The sequence below is a fragment of the Glutamicibacter sp. BW77 genome (assembly GCF_002332285.1).
Lineage (GTDB): Bacteria > Actinomycetota > Actinomycetes > Actinomycetales > Micrococcaceae > Glutamicibacter > Glutamicibacter bergerei.
Genome location: NZ_NRGT01000018.1, coordinates 1 through 20,635, shown reverse-complemented (window position 1 = coordinate 20,635; position 20,635 = coordinate 1). Strand labels below are relative to the sequence as shown.

Sequence of the window (20,635 nt, the reverse complement as noted above, 5' to 3'; positions counted from 1 at the left end):
GCCCGCTTCAGGTGCTGCATCATCAGCACCGAATGCTTCATGTCCAGGTTGTTCAGCGGCTCGTCCAGCAGCACCGTTTCGGTGTCCTGCGCCAGCACCATGGCAACGTAGGCGCGCTGGCGCTGGCCTCCGGAGAGCTGGTCGAGGTAGCGGCCCTCCAGCTCGGAGAGGTCGAGGAAGTCGATGGACCGCGAGATGATCTCTTCATCCGCCGGCGTCAGCCGCCCCTTGGAGTGCGGGAAGCGCCCGAAGCCGACCAGCTGGCGGACGGTCAACCGGGTGACGAAGTGGTTCTCCTGGCGCAGGATCGATACGATCTTCGCCAGGTCCTTCGAGGCGGTGGAGGCCACGTCGTAGCCGGCCACCTCGATGCTGCCCGAATCGATGCCCAACAGGCGTCCGACCATGGTGAGCATAGTGGACTTTCCGGCCCCGTTGGGGCCCACCAGGGCGGTAATGCCGCCGGTCGGGATCTCGAGGGTGACCGGTCCGATGGCCACCTCGGAGCTGTACTTCTTATGCACTTCTTTGAGGGTAATCACAGCCGGCCCTTTCGCAGGATGAAGATCAGGAATGTCACGCCGCCCACGGCCTCGATGATGATGCCGACCACGCCTTGGGCGTAGAAGATATTTTTCATCACGAAGTAGGCGCCGGCGAGCACCACGAAGCCGGTCAGGAAGGCGATGGGGAAAATGAAGCGGTGGTCGTAGGTGTCCGCAAGCTGGTAGGCCAGGGTTGCCACCAGGAAGCCGAGGAAGGTCATCGGGCCGACCAGCGCGGTGGATACGGCCATCAGGATCGAGACGAAGAATAGCGTGCGCATCACCTCCGAGCGGTGGTTGATGCCAAGATTCATGGTGGTGTCGCGGCCGAGGGACACGATATTCATTTTCCGGGAATTCGAGATCAGGAAGAACCCGGCAATGAGGATCAGCGGGATGGCCACCGGCAGGTAGCTCATATCCGCATTGTTCATCGAGCCGAAGAGCTTCGCGGTCAGGATGTCGAACTCGCTCGGGGAGAGCATGCGCTGCATGAAGGTGGAGATCGACCCGAGGCCAGCGCCCAGGATGATGCCGATCAGCAGCATGATCTGGATATTGCCCAGCTTGCCGGACAGCAGCCAGCCGTAGAGCAGGCAGGCCAGGACCACCATGATCGCTACCTGCAAGGTGAACTGCCACAATCCCTGCAGGGCGACCACGCCGGCGGCGCCCATGAAGAACACCGAGGCGGTCTGCACCGCCACGTAGAGGGACTCGAAGCCCATAATGGATGGGGTGATGATGCGGTTGTTCGTGACCGTCTGGAATGATACCGTCGCAACCGCCTGGCAGAAGGCGACGATGGCCATGGTCAGGATATTGCTGGCGCGCATCTTCGCGATCAGCCAGAACCCGTCGGAGCCCACCGGCATCGGGTTATCCCAGGCCAGCAGGCCGAAGCTGAAACTCAGCGCCAAGGCCAGCATGATGGAGAAGATGATCCAGTAGCGGCTGCGGATCTTCTTCGTCGGCAGTGCGCCGGAGGCGCGGCCAAAGATCGGCGGCGAGGGAAGCTTGGGGGTGGTGCGTGGGGGAGTCATGAGCTTAGCCAAGTTTGCGCTGCCTCAGTAGCAGGGAAATGAAGACAACCGCGCCGAGCACGCCGAGGATCAAGGAGACCGGAATCTCGAAAGGCATGATGATGGTGCGGCCGATCAGGTCGCAGACGGTGGTGATGGCAATGCCCAGCAGACATACCCACGGCAGGTTGCTGCGCAGGTCATCTCCGCGGAACATGGACACGATATTCGGCACGATCAGTCCCAGGAAGGGAAGGTTGCCGATGACCACGGTGACAACACCGGTGGCAATCGCAATCAGGCCGGTGCCCAAAAGCATCACCTGGCGGTAGTTCAGCCCAACGTTCGTGGCGATTTCTTCGCCGAGCCCGGCCACGGTGAAACGGTCGGCCACGATGAAGATTGCGATGGCCACCAACGCCACGATCCACAGCACCTCGTACTGCCCGCGGATCACCGAGGTGAAGGAACCGGCAAACCAGATGCCCAGGGATTGGAGCATGTCGGTCTGCAGGGCAATGAAGGAGGAGAAGGCGCCCACCACGGCGCCGAGCATGATCCCCACGATGGGCACCGTCAACGAGGCCTTCAGCGAGACTCGCTGCAGGAACAGGAAGAAGACCATGGTGCCGATGAAGGCGAAGACGATCGCCACGGTCATCTTGGCCAGCAGCGAGGCTTCGGGGTTGATGATCAGCACCGTCAGCAGTCCCAGCCCGGCCCATTCGGTGGTGCCGGTGGTGGTTGGTTCCACGAAGCGGTTCTGCGTGAGCAGCTGCATGACCAGCCCGCTCATGGCCATCGCGGCTCCGGCAAGGACCAGGGCGATGGTGCGCGGGATGCGGGTCACGGCGAACATCGCCGACCCGTCATCGGCGCCGAAGATGTCATAGACACCGGTGAACAGGGAGAAGCCCAAGAGGATGAGGACTCCGAGGATGCCAAGCATCAGCTTGGGTTCGAGGAGTCTGCCCTTGGGCTTGACCGCGGGGGTCGTAGTAGTCATGGTGCCGCCGTGAATTCGATGTGTGGTGGATACGACCTCGTGGCGGAGCCGGGTATCGGCTCCGCCACGAGGTCGCTATTCAGCGTTCTGGTTACTTGGCTTCCAGCGCATCTGCAAAATCATTGAAGAACTCGGTGTAGGTCTGGATACCTTCGTTGGTGTAGGTATCCGCGGGCATGACCACGACGTTTCCTTCCTTGGCAGCGGTGACGTTGGCCAGGGCTTCGGATTTCTTCAGCAGGTCTGCGGCCGGGGTGTAGCCGGCTTCCTCGCTGGCAATCGCGCCGTCGCGGTCAAGGACGAGAATCCAGTCGGGATTCGACTTGGCGATTGCCTCTACCGAGATATCGTCGCCCTCGTGATCGGTGGAGGAATCCTCGACCACTAGTGCCGGGGTGAGGCCTAGAATATCGAAGGCCGGGCCGACGCTGCGTCCGCTACCCGGAGCTGAGTAGTTGATCTCGCCGCCGGAGGTGATCAGGCCCATGACCGTCGCGTCATTGTTGTATGCGGCCTTGGCGCGTGCAACTGCCTTGTCGAAGTCATCGGTCAGTGCCTTGGCCTCTGCCTGCTTGCCGAAGATTTCACCCAGTACGGTGGTTTGGCGCTTGAGCTCCGCGTCGAAGGCCTCGCCTTCGCGTGGGTCAAGATTCACGATGGTGGCTTCGGGAGCCAGCTTGGAAAGCTTCTCTGCGTGCTGGGTGAATCGCTGGCCGTTGATAACCAGGTCCGGGGCTACCTCGACAATTGCTTCGAGGTTCGGCTCGCGGTGGCTGCCGAGGTCAATGACCTTTTCATCTTTGGCGTAGCTGATGGTGTCTGGCATCAGTGCCACGGCGCCGGCGGTGAGCTCGATGCCCCAGGCCTCAAGAGTTTCGAAGGTGCGGTTGTCGGTTGCGACCACTGACTTCGCCGGAGTGTTGATGGTGTGTTCGCCGTTGTTATCGGTGAAAGTCACCGTAGAGGTAGACGCTGGTGCGGACTCTGCCGGGGCTTCGCCGTTGGAGCCGCAAGCGGTCAGGGAGAGTGCTGCAACGCCCAGCAAAGCTGCGGCGCGAAGTTTCATGGAAGCCATGTCATCCTTCGGGACGGGCGACCGACATTGGTCGCGCAAATGAGTGATCTGATAATTAGCCTAGCCTAAGCTGACCTAAATCGAATAAGCCAGACTGTTGTTACTTAGCTCACTTAATTCATGCTTGCGCGTCGGAATATCCGATTTCATGAGTGATTTTCCGCGTTTAGTTAGGTGAGGCAAGCTATTCGTGCGGCGAATATAGCGCAGCGAAACATCGCTAAATTATTCTCGGTTGGGCCATAATGGTCGCGTTCGGGTGTTCATCTGCCGTCATGAACCGCACGCACCACGGCAGGCGGGCGCGAAGCGCCGAACTAGGATACGAAGATGAGCGACTCTCTCGATCGAATCAACTGGCCCGTGACTACTCGGCGGCTCTTGCTGCGGCGGCTCGAAATTGCCGATGCCCAAGCGACGTGGGAATACCGGAAACTACCAGAGGTGCAACGCTGGATTACCTCGTGTGCCGATGATTTCCCGCAGTACCTGGAGCAGTTCATGGAAGCCAGGCGCTATGCCTGTGATGTCGCGGTTCAGCTGCTGGATGCGCAAGGCCGGCCGCAGTTGATCGGGACGGTCATGGTGAAGGTGAAAGATGGTTGGGGCCAGCGCGAGATCGAGGATGCGACCCGCGGCGTCGAAGCCGAGATCGGGTGGAGCTTCAACCCAGAATATGGTGGTCTTGGTTATGCCACCGAAGCGGTCCGTGGGGTCATCGACCTGTGTTTCGGGCAGTTGGGCCTACGCCGGGTCATTGCTGAATGCTTCGCCGCGAACGAGCCGTCGTGGCGGCTGATGGAGCGAATCGGCATGAGGCGTGAGGGATACAGCAAGCGCGATGCACTGCACCGCGATGGACAATGGCTGGACGGCATGAGCTACGCGCTTCTAGCCGAGGAGTGGCCTGCCCGGTTCGAATCCTGAACGCCCCTGAACATGAGCGAACCCTCCAACGCTTGCAGCGTTGGAGGGTTCTTGTCATCACTCGCACCTTCAAGAGGTACTTACGACTCTAAATGGGCACTCTGGGAATTGACTGGGTTATGCCTTGGGCTTTACCGTGCAAACTGGGCGTCCAGTCTCAGACGGCTAGGCCACTTCTGCTGCGGCTGATCGGCCAGCCGGTAATGGTCTTCGGGCGAGGAGTTGCATAGGTGCGCACCTTTGAAGTCCTCAAGCCCATGCGAACCAAGGACTCGGCAATGGTCACCGCGGCACGCACCCCATCAACAATTGGCACGCCGGTGGCCTCACTGACCTTCGCCTCCAATTCAGCCATGCCGCCGCAACCCAGGCAGATCACTTCCGCCTTATCAACCTGCACCGCCTGTCGCGATTGCTCCACGATGGCCGCAACGGCCCGTTCGGGATCGGATTCCAGCTCCAGGACTCCCAGGCCGCTGGCGCGCACCGAGGCCAGCCGGTCGGTGAGCCCGGCAAGCTTCAGTCGGTCCTCAATCAGCGGAACGGTCCGGTCCAGAGTAGTCACGACCGAGTACTTATGACCTAAAAATTGTGCGGTAGAGGCCGCGGCCTCGGTGATGTCAACGACCGGGACCTCCAGCAGCTCCTGCAGCCCTTCCCGCCCGTGCTCTCCGTAGCCGGCCTGGATGACCGCGTCGTAGGCTCCGGGATAATTGACGACCTTGTCCATCACGGCGATGGCGGCGAGGTAGCTTTCGAAGTTTCCCTCGCAGGAGTCTGCGCCGAAATCGGGAGTCAGCTCGATGATTTCGGTGCCCGGCGAGGCGACTTTGCGAGCCGATTCGCCGATCGCGTGAGTCATCGAGGCCGTGGTGTTCACATTGACAATGAGAATGCGCATGATCAGTTCCTTAGAAATCAGTGCTTCGGGGTGACCGCGATGGCTTCGCCGTCAATATCCGTCAGGTCGAGGCGGCGCTTGGCCAGGATCAGGTAGGTAACTGCCCCGGCTCCGGAGCCGAGGAACCACGCGAAGGGTCCGATAACGTGCAGTGCGGGCAGGAACGCCAGGAGCAAGGCAATGACCGAGCTGATGGCCAGGGCAGCCACAGCGCGGAAGTTAACTCCGCGAGTGAAGTAGTAGGTGCCCTCTGGATTGGTGCGGTAAAGGTCCAAGACGTTGATTCGTGCCCGGCGTACGAGCCAGTAGTCGGCCATGATGATGCCGAATAGCGGGCCGAGCAGGGCACCGAGCCCGCCGAGGAAGTAATTGATGATTTCCGGGGAGTTGTACAAGTTCCAAGGCAGGATCACCAAACCGATGAAGCCGGAAATCAGGGCGGCGGCCCGGAAGTTCAACCGCTTGGGGAAGAGGTTGGTCAGCGCGTAGGTCGGGGCCACGAAGTTTGCCATCAGGTTCACCGCGATGGTCAGGATCAGCAGCGCACCGGAGGCCAGGACGAGCAGCAGCGTGTTGGGGATGGCCTCGACGACATCTGAAGGTGAGGTGATGATCGTGCCGTTTATGGAGAATTGGGTTCCGGTGAGCACCACCACGATGGCCCCGAAGAACAGCATGTTCAGTGGAATGCCGAAGAAGTTTCCGCGCACGATGGCGTTCTTCGAGGTGGCGCCACGGGTGAAGTCGCAGAAGTTCAAAACGAAAGTTCCGTAAATCGAAACCCACAAGGCAGCGGCTCCAAAGATGCCGACCCACATGTCCAGCCCGGACCTTGCTTCACCGGTGCTCATGGAGACGTTGAATCCCGATTCAAAGAGCATCCAGATGGCCAGTGCCAAGAAGGTGACGAGAATGACCGGGCCGGCAAAGGCCTCGTACTTGCGAATCATTTCCATTCCGTAGCTGACAATCACCAGCTGGATGGCCCAGAGGGAAACGAAGCAGATCCAGCCGAGGGTGTCGAGTCCCAGGAAGCTGGTCTGCTGCAAACCGACTGCGCTCGGTGCCAGTGCGATGACCATGACGCTCAGCACCTGGGATGCCAAGAATGTTTGAATCCCGAACCAGGCGATAGCCACGGCGCCACGCAACAGCGCCGGGATCTGCGCACCGTTGACGCCGAAGGCAATGCGGCTCATGACGGGGAACGGCACACCGGTCTTCTCGCCCATGAAGCCCGAGAGGGTCAACAGGGCGAAGAGGAGAATTGCCCCGATGCCCAGGGCGGCGAGGATTTGCCAGCCGCTCATCCCCAGAGCGAACAGTCCGATGGCGAAAGCGTAGTTGCCCAGCGAGTGCACGTCGTTGGCCCAGAGGGTGAAGATGCTGTACGAGTTCCAGGTGCGCCCCGTGCGCGTAGTCGGCGCGAGGTCCTCGTTGTACAGGGTGGCGCTGAGCTCATGTGGGTTGGAAGGGTCAATGCGTTCGTTGTGCGATTGGGTGATGATCGTCGGCGCGGAGGTGGTCTCCGGAATTTGATGCCCCATGGTGAGGTCCTATTCTCAGGTGCGTGCTGAGGATCGAAGTCTGCTCTCGACGGTGAGAAGCGTTGGGGACAACGAATTATCGACAGCGCGCATGAATGAATCATGCTGGTCTATGCATACGGAAGAAGCTGCGTGTACGTCCGCTGAGGGGACGAGATGACGCGTTACGGATAGATCGGCTGGCCGAAGTTCAAATAGAACTCGGTAGGTGTGCCCACCACGGGCTGGGCTTCGTGCTGCAGTCGCCAGGCTGGCTTTTCTGTGCGAATCCCTATGAGTTGTGTGCTCATGGCTGCTCCTGAGTTAGAGAAATTCACTCCGAGATGTGTGCCACATCGATTGTCCACCCACTTTATGCCGTGTGTCACATTACCGCAATAGAGAATCTCCATTTCACTGTGCGGAATTTTTCATGGCAGGTGTTGACTAGTTGATTTAGCTTAAAGCTGGTGCCGAGGAGATCGGCCGGACTTCGGCACTTCCCCTTTGCCCGGGGTCCGCGCAGGCGGATTGGCGGTGGAGCTGGCCGTCGAGGGGGTGGTGGCTGGATATGGCGACCGGCAGCTGCGAGGGCCTCCATCCAGCCGCCCGCTACCAAGGTTAACTGCGGAGGGGTTCCTGGTTGTCGGGAGGGGTGGATTCGCTCTTGGGTGCGCGTCTTGGGCGATTTGAGCAGGGACGATCAAGGGTTGACAGTGATCCGGGTCTCGTCTTAGAGTTTTCGTAAAGCAAAACAAATATTCCATGAAGTGGAATCTTTGAATAGGTTTTGAAGGGAAATCCAGTGTCTTACACTCTGAACTGCTCGATTCTGCTCACCGAACTACCCATTAATCAGCGTGCCGAAGCAGCCAAGCAGGCGGGATTCGACAGCGTCGAATTCTGGTGGCCATTCGCCACCGCCGTGCCGAGCGACAAGCAGGTAGACGAGTTCATCGGCTCGATCAAGAGCGCGGGCGTGCAGCTGGACGGATTGAACTTCTTCGCCGGAGATATGCCCGGGGGGGACCGCGGACTAGTTTCGTGGATCGGGCGCAGCGCAGAGTTCCGTGAGAACGTGGACGTGGTCACCGCTATCGGCGAGGCCACCGGATGCAAATCCTTCAACGCCCTCTATGGAAATCGTCTTGCGGGCTCCACCGCGCAGGCTCAAGACGAGCTGGCCCTTGAAAACCTGTTAGTTGCCGCCGGGGGCATCGAACGCATCGAAGGCACCGTTCTGATCGAACCGGTGTCCGGCACCGAGGCCTACCCGCTGAAGACCGCCGCCGAGGCACTGGATGTGGTCAACAAGGTCAAGGATGCGGGCAAGAAAAATATTGCCCTGCTGGCCGACTTCTACCACCTGGCGGTCAACGGCGATGATGTCCCGCAGGTCATCGAAAACCACGCGGAAGAATTCGGCCACATCCAGATCGCCGACGCGCCTGGCCGTGGGGCACCGGGAACCGGTGACCTGCCCCTGCTTGCCTGGATCGAACGCTCCCGCCAGCTTGGATACACCGGCAAGGTAGCCCTGGAGTACAAGCAGGAGGCGCAAACCGCCTTCAAATGGCTAGCCACCGCCGGCGCCAACGCCTCCTAAACTTCCACTCGCCCCTCGTGCGGGCCGCCAAAACACTTTTGGAGAATCACATGTCACAGAATGTTGCATTTATCGGCTTGGGAATCATGGGACTGCCCATGGCTAAGAACCTCGTCACCGCAGGCTTCAACGTCACCGGTTTCAACCGCAGCGAAAAAGCCGCCACCGAGCTTGCGGCAGCCGGCGGCCACGCGGCAAACTCAATCGCCGAAGCGGTCAAGGACGCCGACGTCATCATCACCATGGTTCCGGACTCTCCGGATGTCGAAGCGGTCACCACCGGTGCAGAGGGCCTGTTTGCGCATGCGAAATCCGGGGCCATCTGGATCGATAATTCCTCCATCCGCCCCGACGTAGCGGTGCACCTGTCGAATGCGGCGCGCGAGGCCGGGTTGCGTCCACTGGACGCACCGGTATCCGGCGGCGAGCAGGGAGCCATCGACGCGGTGCTCTCCATTATGGTCGGCGGTGAACCGGCGGACTTCGCCGTTGCCAAGCCGGTGCTCGAAGCGGTCGGCAAAACCATCGTCCTGGTCGGTCCCTCCGGATCCGGGCAGACCGTCAAGGCCGCCAACCAGCTGATCGTCGCCGCAAATATCCAGGCGCTCAGCGAAGCGGTGGTCTTCCTCGAAGCCTATGGCGTTGACACCGATTCGGCATTGAAGGTGCTCGGCGGGGGACTTGCCGGCTCCAAGGTGCTAGAGCAGAAGGGCCAGAAGATCCTGGACCGTGAATTCGGACCGGGATTCCGGCTGGCACTGCACCACAAGGACATGGGCATCGTCACCTCGGCCGCCCGCGAAGCCGGCGTGGTGCTTCCGATGGGTTCGCTCGTCGCCCAGCTGGTGGGTTCCACCGTCGCCAGCGGCGACGGCGCGCTGGATCACTCGGGTCTTTTCCGCGGAGTGCAGCGCCTTTCGGGTCAAAGCCAGTAGGTTTCCCACTTAGCTCTTCCCCTCATTCTTCCTGTGGCGGGTCCAACGCCTGCCTTCGGCAGCCGGCCCACCTGCTGGCGAACAACTGTTTTCGCCAGCAGGTGGAGTCCTTCGTTCCAGTTCGAGTCCGGCTTCCGGTGCTCGGGGTGGGCGTGAAGTCGATTCACTTCGTCGGCCCGCCACAGGTCATCCCCTCATGATCTTGATTCTTCTTTCACCGCTCCGTTCGGGGCCGAACCATCGATAAGGATGTGTGATTTCAATGCCTAAGATGCGCGCAGTAGATGCCATCGTGCTGATCCTGGAAAAGGAAGGCTCCACCGAAGCGTTCGGCTTGCCCGGCGCGGCAATCAACCCGCTGTACTCGGCGATGAAACAGCATGGCGGAATCCGCCACACGCTGCACCGCCACGTCGAAGGCGCCTCGCATGCAGCGGATGGCTACTCGCGGGCCAGCGGCAAGATCGGCTTGTGCCTGGGCACCTCCGGACCGGCCGGCACCGACATGATCACCGGCCTGTATGCGGCCATCGCCGACTCGATCCCGATGCTGTGCATCACCGGCCAGGCGCCAACCCACGTATTGCACAAGGAAGACTTCCAGGCGGTGGATATTGAATCCATCGCGAAGCCGGTGACCAAATACGCCAGCACCGTGCTGGAGCCGGGGCTCGTTCCGGGAACCTTCGCCAAGGCTTTCCAGATCATGCGTTCGGGCCGCCCTGGTCCTGCGCTGATCGACTTGCCTATCAATGTGCAGATGGCCGAAATTGATTTTGACATCGATGCCTATGAGCCGTTGGCGCCCACCAAGCCGAAGGCAACCCGCGGCCAGGCCGAGAAGATCGTTGACCTGCTGCTGAGCGGCAAGCGTCCAATTATCGTTGCCGGCGGTGGCGTGATCAACGCCAACGCCAGCGATAAGCTCGTGCAGCTGGCCGAAGAGCTCAACATCCCGGTCTCGCCCACCCTGATGGGCTGGGGTGTCATCCCGGATGACCACCGTTTGCAGTCGGGCATGGTGGGCATCCAGACGCACACCAAATACGGCAACGAATCCTTCTTGGCCTCGGACGTGGTGCTCGGCATCGGAAACCGGTGGGCGAATCGGCACACCGGTGGCCTCGAAACCTACCGAGCCGGGCGCAAGTTCATCCACGTGGATATCGAGCCGACCCAGATCGGCCGCGTATTCGCGCCGGATCTGGGAATTACCTCGGATGCCGCGGCGGCGCTGGACTCGATTCTGGAGATCGTGCGCGAACGCAAGAGCGCTGGACTGATCCCCGACTATTCGCAGTGGGCTGGACAGTGCACCGCCCGCAAGGGCACGAACCACCGCAAGACCAACTTCGACAATATTCCGATCAAGCCGCAGCGCGTCTACCAGGAGATGAACGCGGTCTTCGGGGCGGACACCACCTACGTATCCACCATCGGGCTCAGCCAGATCGCCGGCGCGCAGATGCTGCACGTTTATGGGCCACGCAAGTGGATCAACGCCGGCCAGGCCGGCCCCTTGGGCTGGACCGGTCCGGCAGCCCTGGGCGTCGTGCGCGGCAAGCCAGGGGAAAAAGTTGTGGCACTGTCCGGGGACTACGATTTCCAGTTCATGATCGAAGAGCTGGCAGTGGGAGCACAGTTCAAGCTGCCGTACGTGCACGTGGTGGTCAACAACTCCTACCTTGGCCTGATCCGCCAATCGCAGCGTCCCTTCGAAATGGATTACCACGTCTCCTTGGGCTTCGATAACATCAACTCCCCGGAAACCGACGGTTACGGCGTGGACCACGTCAAGGTCGCCGAAGGGCTCGGATGCAAGGCCGTTCGGGTGAATGATCCGGCGAAGCTGGCCGAGGGATTCGCCGAGGCGAACTGTCTGGCCGACGAGCACCAGGTCCCCGTGGTGGTTGAGGTGATCTTGGAGAAGGTCACCAACATTTCCATGGGTGCGCAGCTGGATGCGGTTAATGAATTTGAAGATCTTGCACTGGAGATCGGGGATGCGCCTACCGCGCTGGTGCCCATGAAATCCGGTGCCGGTGTGAGTGCCTGAGGTCGGTCGTCGCTGCCACTGGCAACTCCACATGAATTGCGGGTGCGGTTATTTTCAGGATAGGAGATCATGGAAATAACCGCACCACGCACCACAGAATTTAGTCTCAAGCTTTAAACGTAACGAGTAGGGAACGACTCATGAGCATCAACGAAGCTGTTGAACGCGAAGCCAGCGGCACCACAGATCTGGGCTTCGATCTGGTTATCCGTGGCGAACGCATCTTGACTACCGCCGGCATGGCCGCCCGCGAAATCGGCGTCCGCGACGGAAAGATCGTGGCCATTGAGCCGCTGGGAAATAATCTGCAGGGCACACGCACCATCGAGGTCGGCGACGACGAGGTATTGCTCCCGGGGTTGGTGGATACCCATGTCCACGTCAACGAGCCGGGGCGCACCGAGTGGGAAGGCTTCGAGTCCGCCACCAAGGCCGCAGCGGCAGGCGGTGTCACCACGATCGTGGACATGCCGCTGAACTCCATCCCGCCCACGGTGAACCTCGAAGCGCTGGAAATCAAGCGCGAGGCTGCCAGCAAGAGCGCCTATGTCAATGTCGGCTTCTGGGGCGGCGCCATCCCGGGCAACAAGAAGGACCTGCGTCAGCTGCACGAAGCCGGCGTCTTCGGCTTCAAGTGCTTCCTGCTGCACTCCGGAGTCGACGAGTTCCCCTCGCTGACCGTCGACGAGATGGAAGAGGACATGGCAGAGCTTGCCTCCTTCGACTCGCTGATGATCGTGCATGCCGAGGACTCGGAGATCATCGATAATTCGCCGAACCCTGCCGGCGGACAGTACTCCGGATTCCTCAACTCGCGTCCGCGCGATGCGGAGAATACCGCCATTGCGCAGGTCATCGAGCGCGCCCGCAAGACCGGGGTGCGCGCCCACGTGCTGCACCTGTCCAGCTCGGATGCCCTTGAGATGATCCGCGAGGCCCGCGCCGAAGGCGTGAAGCTCACCGTGGAAACCTGCCCGCACTATCTGACGCTGCTTGCCGAGGAGATCCCGGACGGCGCCACGGCCTTCAAGTGCTGCCCGCCGATCCGCGAGAACGACAACCGCGAACTGCTGTGGAAGGGCTTGGAAGAAGGCATTATCGACTGCATCGTTTCGGACCATTCCCCGTCGACCGTTGATCTGAAGGACGTGGAGAACGGCGACTTCGGCGTCGCCTGGGGCGGCGTCGCTTCGCTGCAGCTGGGCCTGCCGCTGATCTGGTCCGAGGCGAAGAAGCGCGGACTGCAGCTGGAGCAGGTGGTGCAGTGGATGGGCGTAAATCCTTCCAAGCTTGCCGGCCTGAGTGCCAAGGGCAGCATCGAGGAAGGCAAGGACGCCGACTTCGCGGTCTTTGCTCCGGAGGACACCTTCGAGGTGGACGTGGCCAAACTGCATCACAAGAACCCGATTTCCCCATATCAGGGCAAGACCTTGCACGGCGTGGTCCGCCGGTCGATCATCGCCGGGGCCGACGTGGACTTCCAGGTTCCTGGCGGAGCGCTGATCCGCAGCGAGCACTAGGAGCTGGCTTTTGCCGGACCCCTCTTCTGCCTTTCTGGCGGGAGAGGGGTTTTCGCGTGCCGGACCGCGCACCGGCCTCCGGGCAAGGCCGTATCGTAGCCTCAGCACCGCCGGATTCCAATGCTTCCGGGTGCATTTACTGGCCTAAGTGCCCAGTGTTCGGCTCGCGCATAACAAAGAGGTATCGATTGGATGAGGCACGCGCGAATTGGGCCTCCCAGCTCATAGACTGTGAGCCATATGGGGTTAGCGCAGTCGTCACTTCGAGTACAGGAATGGTTATGAACGCGAATACTGCTACCTCGATAATGACCAAAAATCTGGATGACTTGGCTTTGGCCGAGGCGGTGCATGCTTCGCTGGTCTTCGGCTCGATTGTCGTGGCTGTGCTCCTTGCTTTCGGGATCAAGACCTATGTCCATTGGCGCCGGCATCCCAAGACCTCCCAATCTCTCGAGCCGGCGGCTGAAGAGGATGGCGCCAAGCAACCAGCGCAGAGCCCGCGGCAACGTCCTGCACCGCGGATCGAAATGCTGCCGGCTCTCGGAGACCTGCGCGGAAGCGGACGCATGAAACGCGGCCTCGAAGATCCAGGTTGAAGTCCCGGCGAAGCGGCGTGCAGGGCCCCGAACTGCACGTGTGGAGACTTGGCCGCTTAAGCGGCATCTTGGCTGGAGGTAATTCGTGGATACAATAGCCAGTCTGGGCGCTATCCAGCAGCGCCTGGGGACATCCCGAGAATTGCGGACGGGATCTCCCGCATTTCTCCGAGACATCCGGACACCGCACCGGAAGGTGAACGAGTGACTGCCCAGTTCCAGCCGCACCCGGCGTTTCAGCGATTCATGGGCTGGGCCAACCCCCGCGCAAGGTTGTTGCTGGTTCGTGCGGCTCAGGGCACCGGAAGGTTCTGGTTCGCCAATTCCTGGATCGGCGATGGGCCAGGACAGGTCCATGATTTCTCCGCCAAGTCGCACAGCGATTGCTCCGAACTGGAGGTGCTTGATCAGCAGCTGGCAGAAGATCCGAACCTCCGCGCCGCAGTCATTCTTTCTCCCGGGCACACCGTATGGCACTTGGCTCTGCATGCACCAGTTCAATTTGCAGAACAGCGAGACCTGTTGCTTAGCCTCGATGAAATCCCCCTCCTGCTCGGTGGCCGTGCGGGATCAGGCACTAAAGCGGCAGGTGCCATCTTCCGGCAATGTGGCGGCTGGCTGACAGCGGCCCGGAAACTGGCCGAAGACCAACAGGCTGTAGAACCGGCATTGCAGCTGTTGCGTGACGGATTGTCCATGTGGCTCGCTCACCGGGATCCGCACAGAGAACTATCCGAGGCCGCCATCTTGTCTGTCTTCGATGAGGCGACGGTGGCAGCCTACTACGGACGCCTCACGACCACTTCACACACCGTAGGCGACCTCGTCCAGTGCGGGTTGCTGCAGGGGGATGGCGATGGCGGCTGGCTCATGCCAGAGATGGTCCGCCAGCTGCTGTTGGAACGAGTCCGTTTGGCCGGAGCAGAGAGAATGGAGATCCTGGAAGACGCAGCGTTGGAGGCGGCTATTAGCGAACAGGGCCTGATCGCAACGGCCCAGGTGGCCATTGCGCAGCAGCGGTGGGCCTCCTTGAGCCGGATTGTTGTTGGGAAGTGGGATGAGCTGTATTTGCTGGATCCGATGCAGCTCACGGAACTTGCATCCCAAATCCCGTCGTTCGTCGCCAGGAATAACGCCTACCTGGGGCTGGGCGTCCGTCTTCTGGACTTGCTTACGCATGATAAATCCGGGCCGCAGTTCCCTCGAATAGCGCCGAATTATGGAAATGACAATTTGGCGCAGTCGCTGAGGACTGAAACGGACCGGTTGTTCCTGAACCCGGACGCCAGAGCGGTCACTGTCGGCCTGCTGGAAATGCTCTACCTGCGCTTCAATGGAATGTACGCGGAGGCTGGTGAAGCGTCCCTGCGCTTGCGCGATGCCCTCCACAAGGCATCCGGTGCCCACGAGATGAAGTCTTCATTTTTGGCGTTGATCCACGCCCAGGCAGGCAACAGCCTCTATCTGGCTGGAAGCGAAGTTGAAGCACTGCAATCCTATGAACTCTCGCTGGCCCATGCACGGAAGACCGGCAATGCTTATTTGCTTTCGGATCCCAGTGGAAAACTTGCCATGCTGCACGGCGACATGGACGCCACGCGGAAATACCTGGACGAGCACGAACAGCACATCGGGCAAGTGCGCTGGGGCCAAGCCATGCTCGAACGCGGGGCCATCCTGGCGCGGGCGTACCTTGCCAGCGGAAGTCTGGATTCAGGCCAGATGCGACGCGAGTTGGGGAAATTGCCGCGAGGTCCTGACTCGGATGAATTCTGGTCGGTGCATGCCTATCTGCTGGCCATGGAGAAGATCAGCTCTGGTCTCACCGCGGCTGCAAGGAAGCTGGTGTACCGGATGCGGCAGCAGCGGGCGGTGGCATCACGTGCCCCCTTGGCCCGACGGCTGCTCGATGACATCCTTGCAACCGCTGCTTTGGTCGACCACACCTATCTCCCCGATGATCTTGACCGCAACGGAATCGATCCTGCACTGCTTGCGCTGAAGCATCTTTCCGAGGGAAGGCCAGATGCTGCACTGGCAGAATTGGATAACCGCGGGCCCTTCACAGGCCTGCGTCGTGGAGGGAATCTTGGACAGTACGCACGGATGGCCGCGCTCAGCCCGGAGGGCGCGACGCCCGAGCTTGCTGAATCAGTCCGGCAGGCCCATGCCGATTCAGGAAGCCTGTATGAAATCGCCATGCTCAAAATGCTCCCCGGGTGGGGAAGTATCGACAGCCTGTTGGAAATGGGCTCCGAGTCGGCGCGCAGACTGGGCAGGATTACAGTATCGGCAGAAAGCCGAACGGCGGTTCGCCCTCTGCTGACGCAGCGGGAACGCGACGTCCTCAGCCACTTGCGCGAGGGGAAGAGCCGCAAGGAAATTGCCGAACAAACCTTCCGTTCGGAAAACACCATCAAGACCCAGATCAGAAGTTTGTACCGCAAGCTGGAAGCGAATAATTTGAAGCAGATGCTGGACAGGGCACGCACCTTGGGCCTGTGACTTTGTCGGCAGGTCAGCCAAATGCGGGTGAATTCTGGGGTTAACTCTTTAATCCAAGATCTGAAAATTTCCATCCCAGAATTATCGAAATGCTCTTGGTTTACTGCGGAACGTAACATCTTCGATTGATCTTGGAAGTTCCTGTTCTCCTTTGAATCAGTTCGCAAACTGAATCAGTTCGGGCGCGAATCCGTGTAGCCGAGGGCCCCAGGGTATAGGCAAAACGGGGGATCTTCCTTCTTTTTGATGCCATCTGACTGTTAGGCCACGAAGCAGTGCCGCACGACATGGTGACGTTATGGCTACGACAGAGCTGAATGCGCGTCGCTGATTCCGCACGCTGAATAACTGAAAGCTATGATCCCATAGCAGGGAAATCTCAAAACTTGATGTGAAAGCTCCGGGCTATGGTTCTAGATTGCCAAAGGAAAATCCTGAAGGCGGTTGAAATCAAAATTCCTGGAGGAAATGCTTGATGTCTGCGTGGCGTTCTGCGTCTGTTGATGCATCCAAAATAGATCGAATACCCATTGAGGGCCGAGGACGGAAACATGCGGTGCTGGCAATTCTGCTGACCGTCTTGCTGTCCTTTGCTTCGGTGATCGGGCTGGGTGCACCCGTATCTTTCGCTGCAACGCCAGGTGTCACTGTCGATGTGAACCTCGGTGACGAGAAATACGATGGCACTTCGGTAGTTACCGAGAACCAGACCCTGACGATGGTGCTCCAGTATGACGGCGCGCAAGTGGTTCCGGGTTCGACCGTGGCGATCAAGCTCGGGTCCAACGTGAGCGTTGGTTCAATTCCGCCGGGAAATGAAGCAATTACCTCCGTCACGCAGGATCCCAACGATCCCAATACGGTGCTCCTGACCTTTGCGGACCCATGGCCAGCCGGCAGCGGCCAGGGCGTCTGGGCTTTGGACTTCACCGTCAACCCGGTCGAGCACAGCTCGGTGGAAGACATCACCTGGTCGCTCGATGGGGAAGAAACCTCCCTGAATGTGATCGTCAAGAATGGCGGCGATGACTTCGCCAACGTGAACGAGAACTCGAGCAAGTACGTTTCCAACGCCGGAAACCTGAACCGTTTCGTGAAATACGATCCGGCCACTGAACGCGTGACTCTCGATCCCGCCGTGATCGGCGCTCCGGTCGAGTACACCCTCACTGCTGACACGAAAACTGCCCGTGCAGGCTACTCGATTGCCGATGCCCTCCCGGAATCGATGAGCTACATCGCAGACTCCTTCAACGCTAAGCAAACCACCTGGGATGAAAACGGCCTGAACAAGACCCAATCCACCGTGGAATTCGACCCCGAAGTCAACGGGAATACCTTCGCCGGAGAGCTGGACCTGCCAGGCCCTTCCCAGACCGTGATCACCTACAAGGCCGCAGTTGCCGATGAGGCCGCACGTGCAGCTCTGGAAGCCCAGCTGCAGGCCGAAGCTGACAAGGTCAACAAGGAAAACGGCGGTAACTACCGAGTCAACTTGAAGAACACTGCAACCTTGGGGGAGACAGACCGCGAAGCAACGCTGTCCGTTGGCGGCAACATCACCGGCACCGTTTCCGGCCTGCCGGGTCCGAATGCGGGCGGACTGAGCAAGAATTCGAGCTGGGCTTCGCAAGACGTCGAGCCAGCCGAGGATGGAACCCTGGATCCAGCGCAGGACATCATCTACACCATCAAGTCTGATCTGACTTCATGGGACGGATCGAACGTCAAGAAGACGTTCAAGGACAACGTGATCATCTCTGACGCACTGCCTCCCCAGGCAAAGTGGAGCAGCGAGGATGCGGACTTCCTGAAGGCCAGCGGAATCGAATTGGCCAAAACCGATCCCGTTGACCCGGCAGCTTTTGCCGGAGATGACTGCGTGGGAACCTACTTTGTCGACGGACAGAAGATGTTTATCAACATCGGCAAGGGCACGGACCTGAACGTCACCGTGGAACTCAAGGCAGCCATCCACACCGTTGGCGGTCTGGCCAAGTCTGCTACCAATATTCCCGGCCAGAGCAAGTACGAGCTCACCAACCGCGCCGAGTGGAAGCTGAACACCGAGTTCACGAACGGAAAGAACGGCTACAACAATAGGGTCAGCTTGCTGGCCCAAGAGGACAACGAAGAAGGCTTCAACGCGCCGAACTACTTCAACAAGTCTTCCGACGCAGCCCAGGTCGAGGTCCAGCCAGGCACCTCAGCCCCGGTGAAGTACACCTTCACCGTGGGCCAGGGCAAGGGCATTGACCTGGCCAAGAGCACCATCGTGGACTACGTGGACACCAAGGTCTTCGACGTGAGCGACCTCGAGTCGATCGCTTCGAACGTCACTGCCACCTACGACTGGTGGCGCACCATGGAGCCAGCGGACTTCGTCGTGTCCCTGGATGACGAGCAGCATCTGGTCATCGAGCTGAGCGACGCTGGCGCTGCCAAGGTCGCCGATTGGGGAACCGACAAGCAGTTCACTCTTGATCTGACCCTGAACACCAAGGAATTCGCGGGCAAGCAGACCCTGCAGATCAAGAACAAGGCCACCCTCTTCGGCGAAGACGGCAAGGCACTGTACTGGTCCGAAGCGGTGAGTGAAGCCACCTCCTATGGCGACGAAGCCGAGATCCGCAAGAACGTCCGCGACACCCCAAACGAAGCGTGGACCCAGAACCTGCGTGCGGAAATTGATCCGGAAGGAAACCTGGCTCAGTCGAAGTACGTCTACAACGTGGCACTGATTCCCCATGGCAACTACACCGGCGTCAAGATCTTTGATGTCGTTGACGTTTTGCCTGCAGGAATGGAATTCCTCGGATTCGTTTCCGACTCAAGCGTTGATTCGCGCAGCAACCCGAGCCTGGATGTCCAGGACCTGAATGGAAACGTCCAGGCCCGTTTCGACGTGCCAACCGCTGACGCTCCATCCGGCACAGTGGTGCTGTTCCAGAAGCCTGGCACGGTGCTTGATTCCTCGCAGGGCGCTGCCTCGGTGAACGTGCTGGTGGAGATCGTTGATTTCGAAGCTGACGTGGCCATCGAGAACATTATCGGCAGCACGAAGGCATCGATCACGCCCACCGACGGCTACCCGCTGTCGATCGCCAAGATCGACGCCGAGGATCCCCTCCGTGTCATCTCGGACGAGAACGCGCGCTTCCAGATCCTGGATGCCGACGATGCAGTCGTCGTTGATGATGTCTTCGTCCAGGACGGTGCACTGCGCATCGCCGTGGGCGAGGAAATCAAGAACGTGACTGTCTCGACCCCGGGAACCTACAAGATCAAGGAAGTCGTCGCCCCAGAAGGGTACGAGCTCTCCGAAGAATTGCTTGAAGTCACCGTGGAAGCAGACGGTTCGTCCGAAGCGGTCCCGTTCTACAACGCCCCGGCTGAAGAGCCAGCCAAGACCTTTGCCGTGGGCGACTACGTCTGGGTTGACGCGAACAAGGACGGCGTCCAAGGCGATGCCGAGGTCCTTGCCGGCGTCAAGGTGACTCTTCTCGACGAAAAGGGCGAGGTTGTCAGCGAAACGACCACCGACGCCAACGGACGCTACATCTTCGATGAATTGCCTGCTGGCGATTACCAGGTGAAGTTCGAGCTAACCGAAGAACAGGCTGCGAAGTACGAGTTCACTTCGCAGGATGCTGGCGACGATGATGCCACTGACTCGGATGCTGATCCGCAGACCGGCCTGACCATCAAATTTACCTTGGACGAACAGAACTCGGCTCTGACCAAGCAATACTCGGAACAGGAAGTCAAGGCCACCGAAGGCATCGACCCGACGTGGGATGCCGGTGTAGTCCTGAAGCAGGAGCCGAAGGTTTCTGTTGGCGACTACGTCTGGGTAGACGACAACAAGGACGGCATCCAGGACGACGAGGAATCCGGAATCGAGAACGTCGTACTCACCCTGGTTGGCCCTGACGGCGAACCGGTGATCGATGTCAACGGAGATCCTGTTGGACCGACCACTACCGATGAAAACGGCTTCTACACCTTCGAGAATCTTCCAGTTCTCGAAGACGGACAGTCGTACACCGTGATTATTGACCAGGATGCATCGAAAGAGCCATTGGCTCCATACGTTCCGACCATTGAAAACGGCACCGATCGCGAAGGCGATTCCTCGACTTGGGAAGCCAAGTCCGAGGGGCTGACCAATGACGGAGACCGAGATCCGACCCTGGACTTCGGATTCATCCTAAAGCCAGTTCCTACGGAACCTACGGAGCCGACTGAGCCGACTGTGGAACCTACGGAACCTACGGAACCGACTGTGGAACCGACCGAACCGACTGAGCCGACTGAGCCGACTGTGGAACCTACGGAACCGACCGAGCCGACCGAGCCGACTGAGCCGACTGAGCCGACTGAGCCGACTGTGGAACCTACGGAACCTACGG

15 protein-coding genes are annotated in these 20,635 nt (G+C 59.9%); 8 read left to right on the top strand and 7 right to left on the bottom strand.

What is annotated here, in order from left to right:
* The 4 genes from CIK74_RS01880 to CIK74_RS01865 all read right to left on the bottom strand — a co-directional run.
* Positions 1 to 542, bottom strand: a 542-nt coding sequence (locus CIK74_RS01880; RefSeq protein ID WP_096254016.1) for an ATP-binding cassette domain-containing protein, incomplete at its 3' end; no start/stop codon positions are given.
* Positions 539 to 1,588, bottom strand: a complete 1,050-nt coding sequence (locus CIK74_RS01875; RefSeq protein ID WP_096254015.1) for an iron chelate uptake ABC transporter family permease subunit — start codon at positions 1,586 to 1,588, stop codon at positions 539 to 541. The genes CIK74_RS01880 and CIK74_RS01875, both read right to left, overlap by 4 nt.
* 4 nt (positions 1,589 to 1,592) lie before the next feature.
* Complete coding sequence (locus tag CIK74_RS01870; RefSeq protein ID WP_096254014.1) at positions 1,593 to 2,573, bottom strand: iron chelate uptake ABC transporter family permease subunit; 981 nt, start codon at positions 2,571 to 2,573, stop codon at positions 1,593 to 1,595.
* A gap of 91 nt (positions 2,574 to 2,664) precedes the next feature.
* Positions 2,665 to 3,648 (bottom strand): ABC transporter substrate-binding protein, encoded by a 984-nt coding sequence (locus CIK74_RS01865; RefSeq protein ID WP_096254012.1) that lies wholly within the window; start codon positions 3,646 to 3,648, stop codon positions 2,665 to 2,667.
* 330 nt (positions 3,649 to 3,978) lie between these two features.
* Here CIK74_RS01865 and CIK74_RS01860 point away from each other — a divergent pair, with 330 nt between their 5' ends.
* Positions 3,979 to 4,575, top strand: coding sequence for a GNAT family protein (locus CIK74_RS01860; protein ID WP_096254011.1), 597 nt, complete (start codon positions 3,979 to 3,981; stop codon positions 4,573 to 4,575).
* 157 nt (positions 4,576 to 4,732) lie between these two features.
* Here CIK74_RS01860 and CIK74_RS01855 read toward each other — a convergent pair whose 3' ends face one another.
* The 3 genes from CIK74_RS01855 to CIK74_RS19120 all read right to left on the bottom strand — a co-directional run bounded on the left by CIK74_RS01855 (position 4,733) and on the right by CIK74_RS19120 (position 7,313).
* Entirely contained in the window at positions 4,733 to 5,476 is a 744-nt protein-coding gene (locus tag CIK74_RS01855) for an aspartate/glutamate racemase family protein (RefSeq protein ID WP_096254009.1), read from the bottom strand.
* A gap of 17 nt (positions 5,477 to 5,493) precedes the next feature.
* Positions 5,494 to 7,023, bottom strand: a complete 1,530-nt coding sequence (locus CIK74_RS01850) for an NCS1 family nucleobase:cation symporter-1 (RefSeq protein ID WP_096254008.1) — start codon at positions 7,021 to 7,023, stop codon at positions 5,494 to 5,496.
* 164 nt (positions 7,024 to 7,187) lie between these two features.
* On the bottom strand, positions 7,188 to 7,313 hold the full coding sequence (locus tag CIK74_RS19120; protein WP_256382537.1) for a hypothetical protein: 126 nt from the start codon (positions 7,311 to 7,313) through the stop codon (positions 7,188 to 7,190).
* Between the two features lie 494 nt (positions 7,314 to 7,807).
* On the opposite strand from CIK74_RS19120, the gene CIK74_RS01845 reads away from it, so the two are divergent.
* The 7 genes from CIK74_RS01845 to CIK74_RS01815 all read left to right on the top strand — a co-directional run.
* Positions 7,808 to 8,608 carry a TIM barrel protein gene (locus CIK74_RS01845; protein WP_096254007.1) on the top strand — a complete coding sequence of 267 codons (801 nt, stop codon included), beginning with the start codon at positions 7,808 to 7,810 and terminating at the stop codon, positions 8,606 to 8,608.
* Positions 8,575 to 9,543, top strand: coding sequence for a 2-hydroxy-3-oxopropionate reductase (locus CIK74_RS01840; RefSeq protein ID WP_096254005.1), 969 nt, complete (start codon positions 8,575 to 8,577; stop codon positions 9,541 to 9,543). Before CIK74_RS01845 ends, CIK74_RS01840 begins: the two co-directional genes overlap by 34 nt.
* Before the next feature lie 262 nt (positions 9,544 to 9,805).
* Complete coding sequence (gene gcl, locus CIK74_RS01835) at positions 9,806 to 11,599, top strand: glyoxylate carboligase (RefSeq protein WP_096254004.1); 1,794 nt, start codon at positions 9,806 to 9,808, stop codon at positions 11,597 to 11,599.
* Between the two features lie 140 nt (positions 11,600 to 11,739).
* Complete coding sequence (gene allB / locus CIK74_RS01830) at positions 11,740 to 13,119, top strand: allantoinase AllB (RefSeq protein ID WP_096254003.1); 1,380 nt, start codon at positions 11,740 to 11,742, stop codon at positions 13,117 to 13,119.
* A gap of 281 nt (positions 13,120 to 13,400) precedes the next feature.
* On the top strand, positions 13,401 to 13,718 hold the full coding sequence (locus CIK74_RS01825; protein ID WP_096254002.1) for a hypothetical protein: 318 nt from the start codon (positions 13,401 to 13,403) through the stop codon (positions 13,716 to 13,718).
* Between the two features lie 204 nt (positions 13,719 to 13,922).
* Entirely contained in the window at positions 13,923 to 16,223 is a 2,301-nt protein-coding gene (locus CIK74_RS01820) for a LuxR C-terminal-related transcriptional regulator (RefSeq protein ID WP_096254001.1), read from the top strand.
* Positions 16,224 to 16,698: 475 nt separating this feature from the next.
* The coding region (locus CIK74_RS01815; RefSeq protein ID WP_170947697.1) for an SdrD B-like domain-containing protein at positions 16,699 to 20,635 on the top strand (3,937 nt) is incomplete at its 3' end.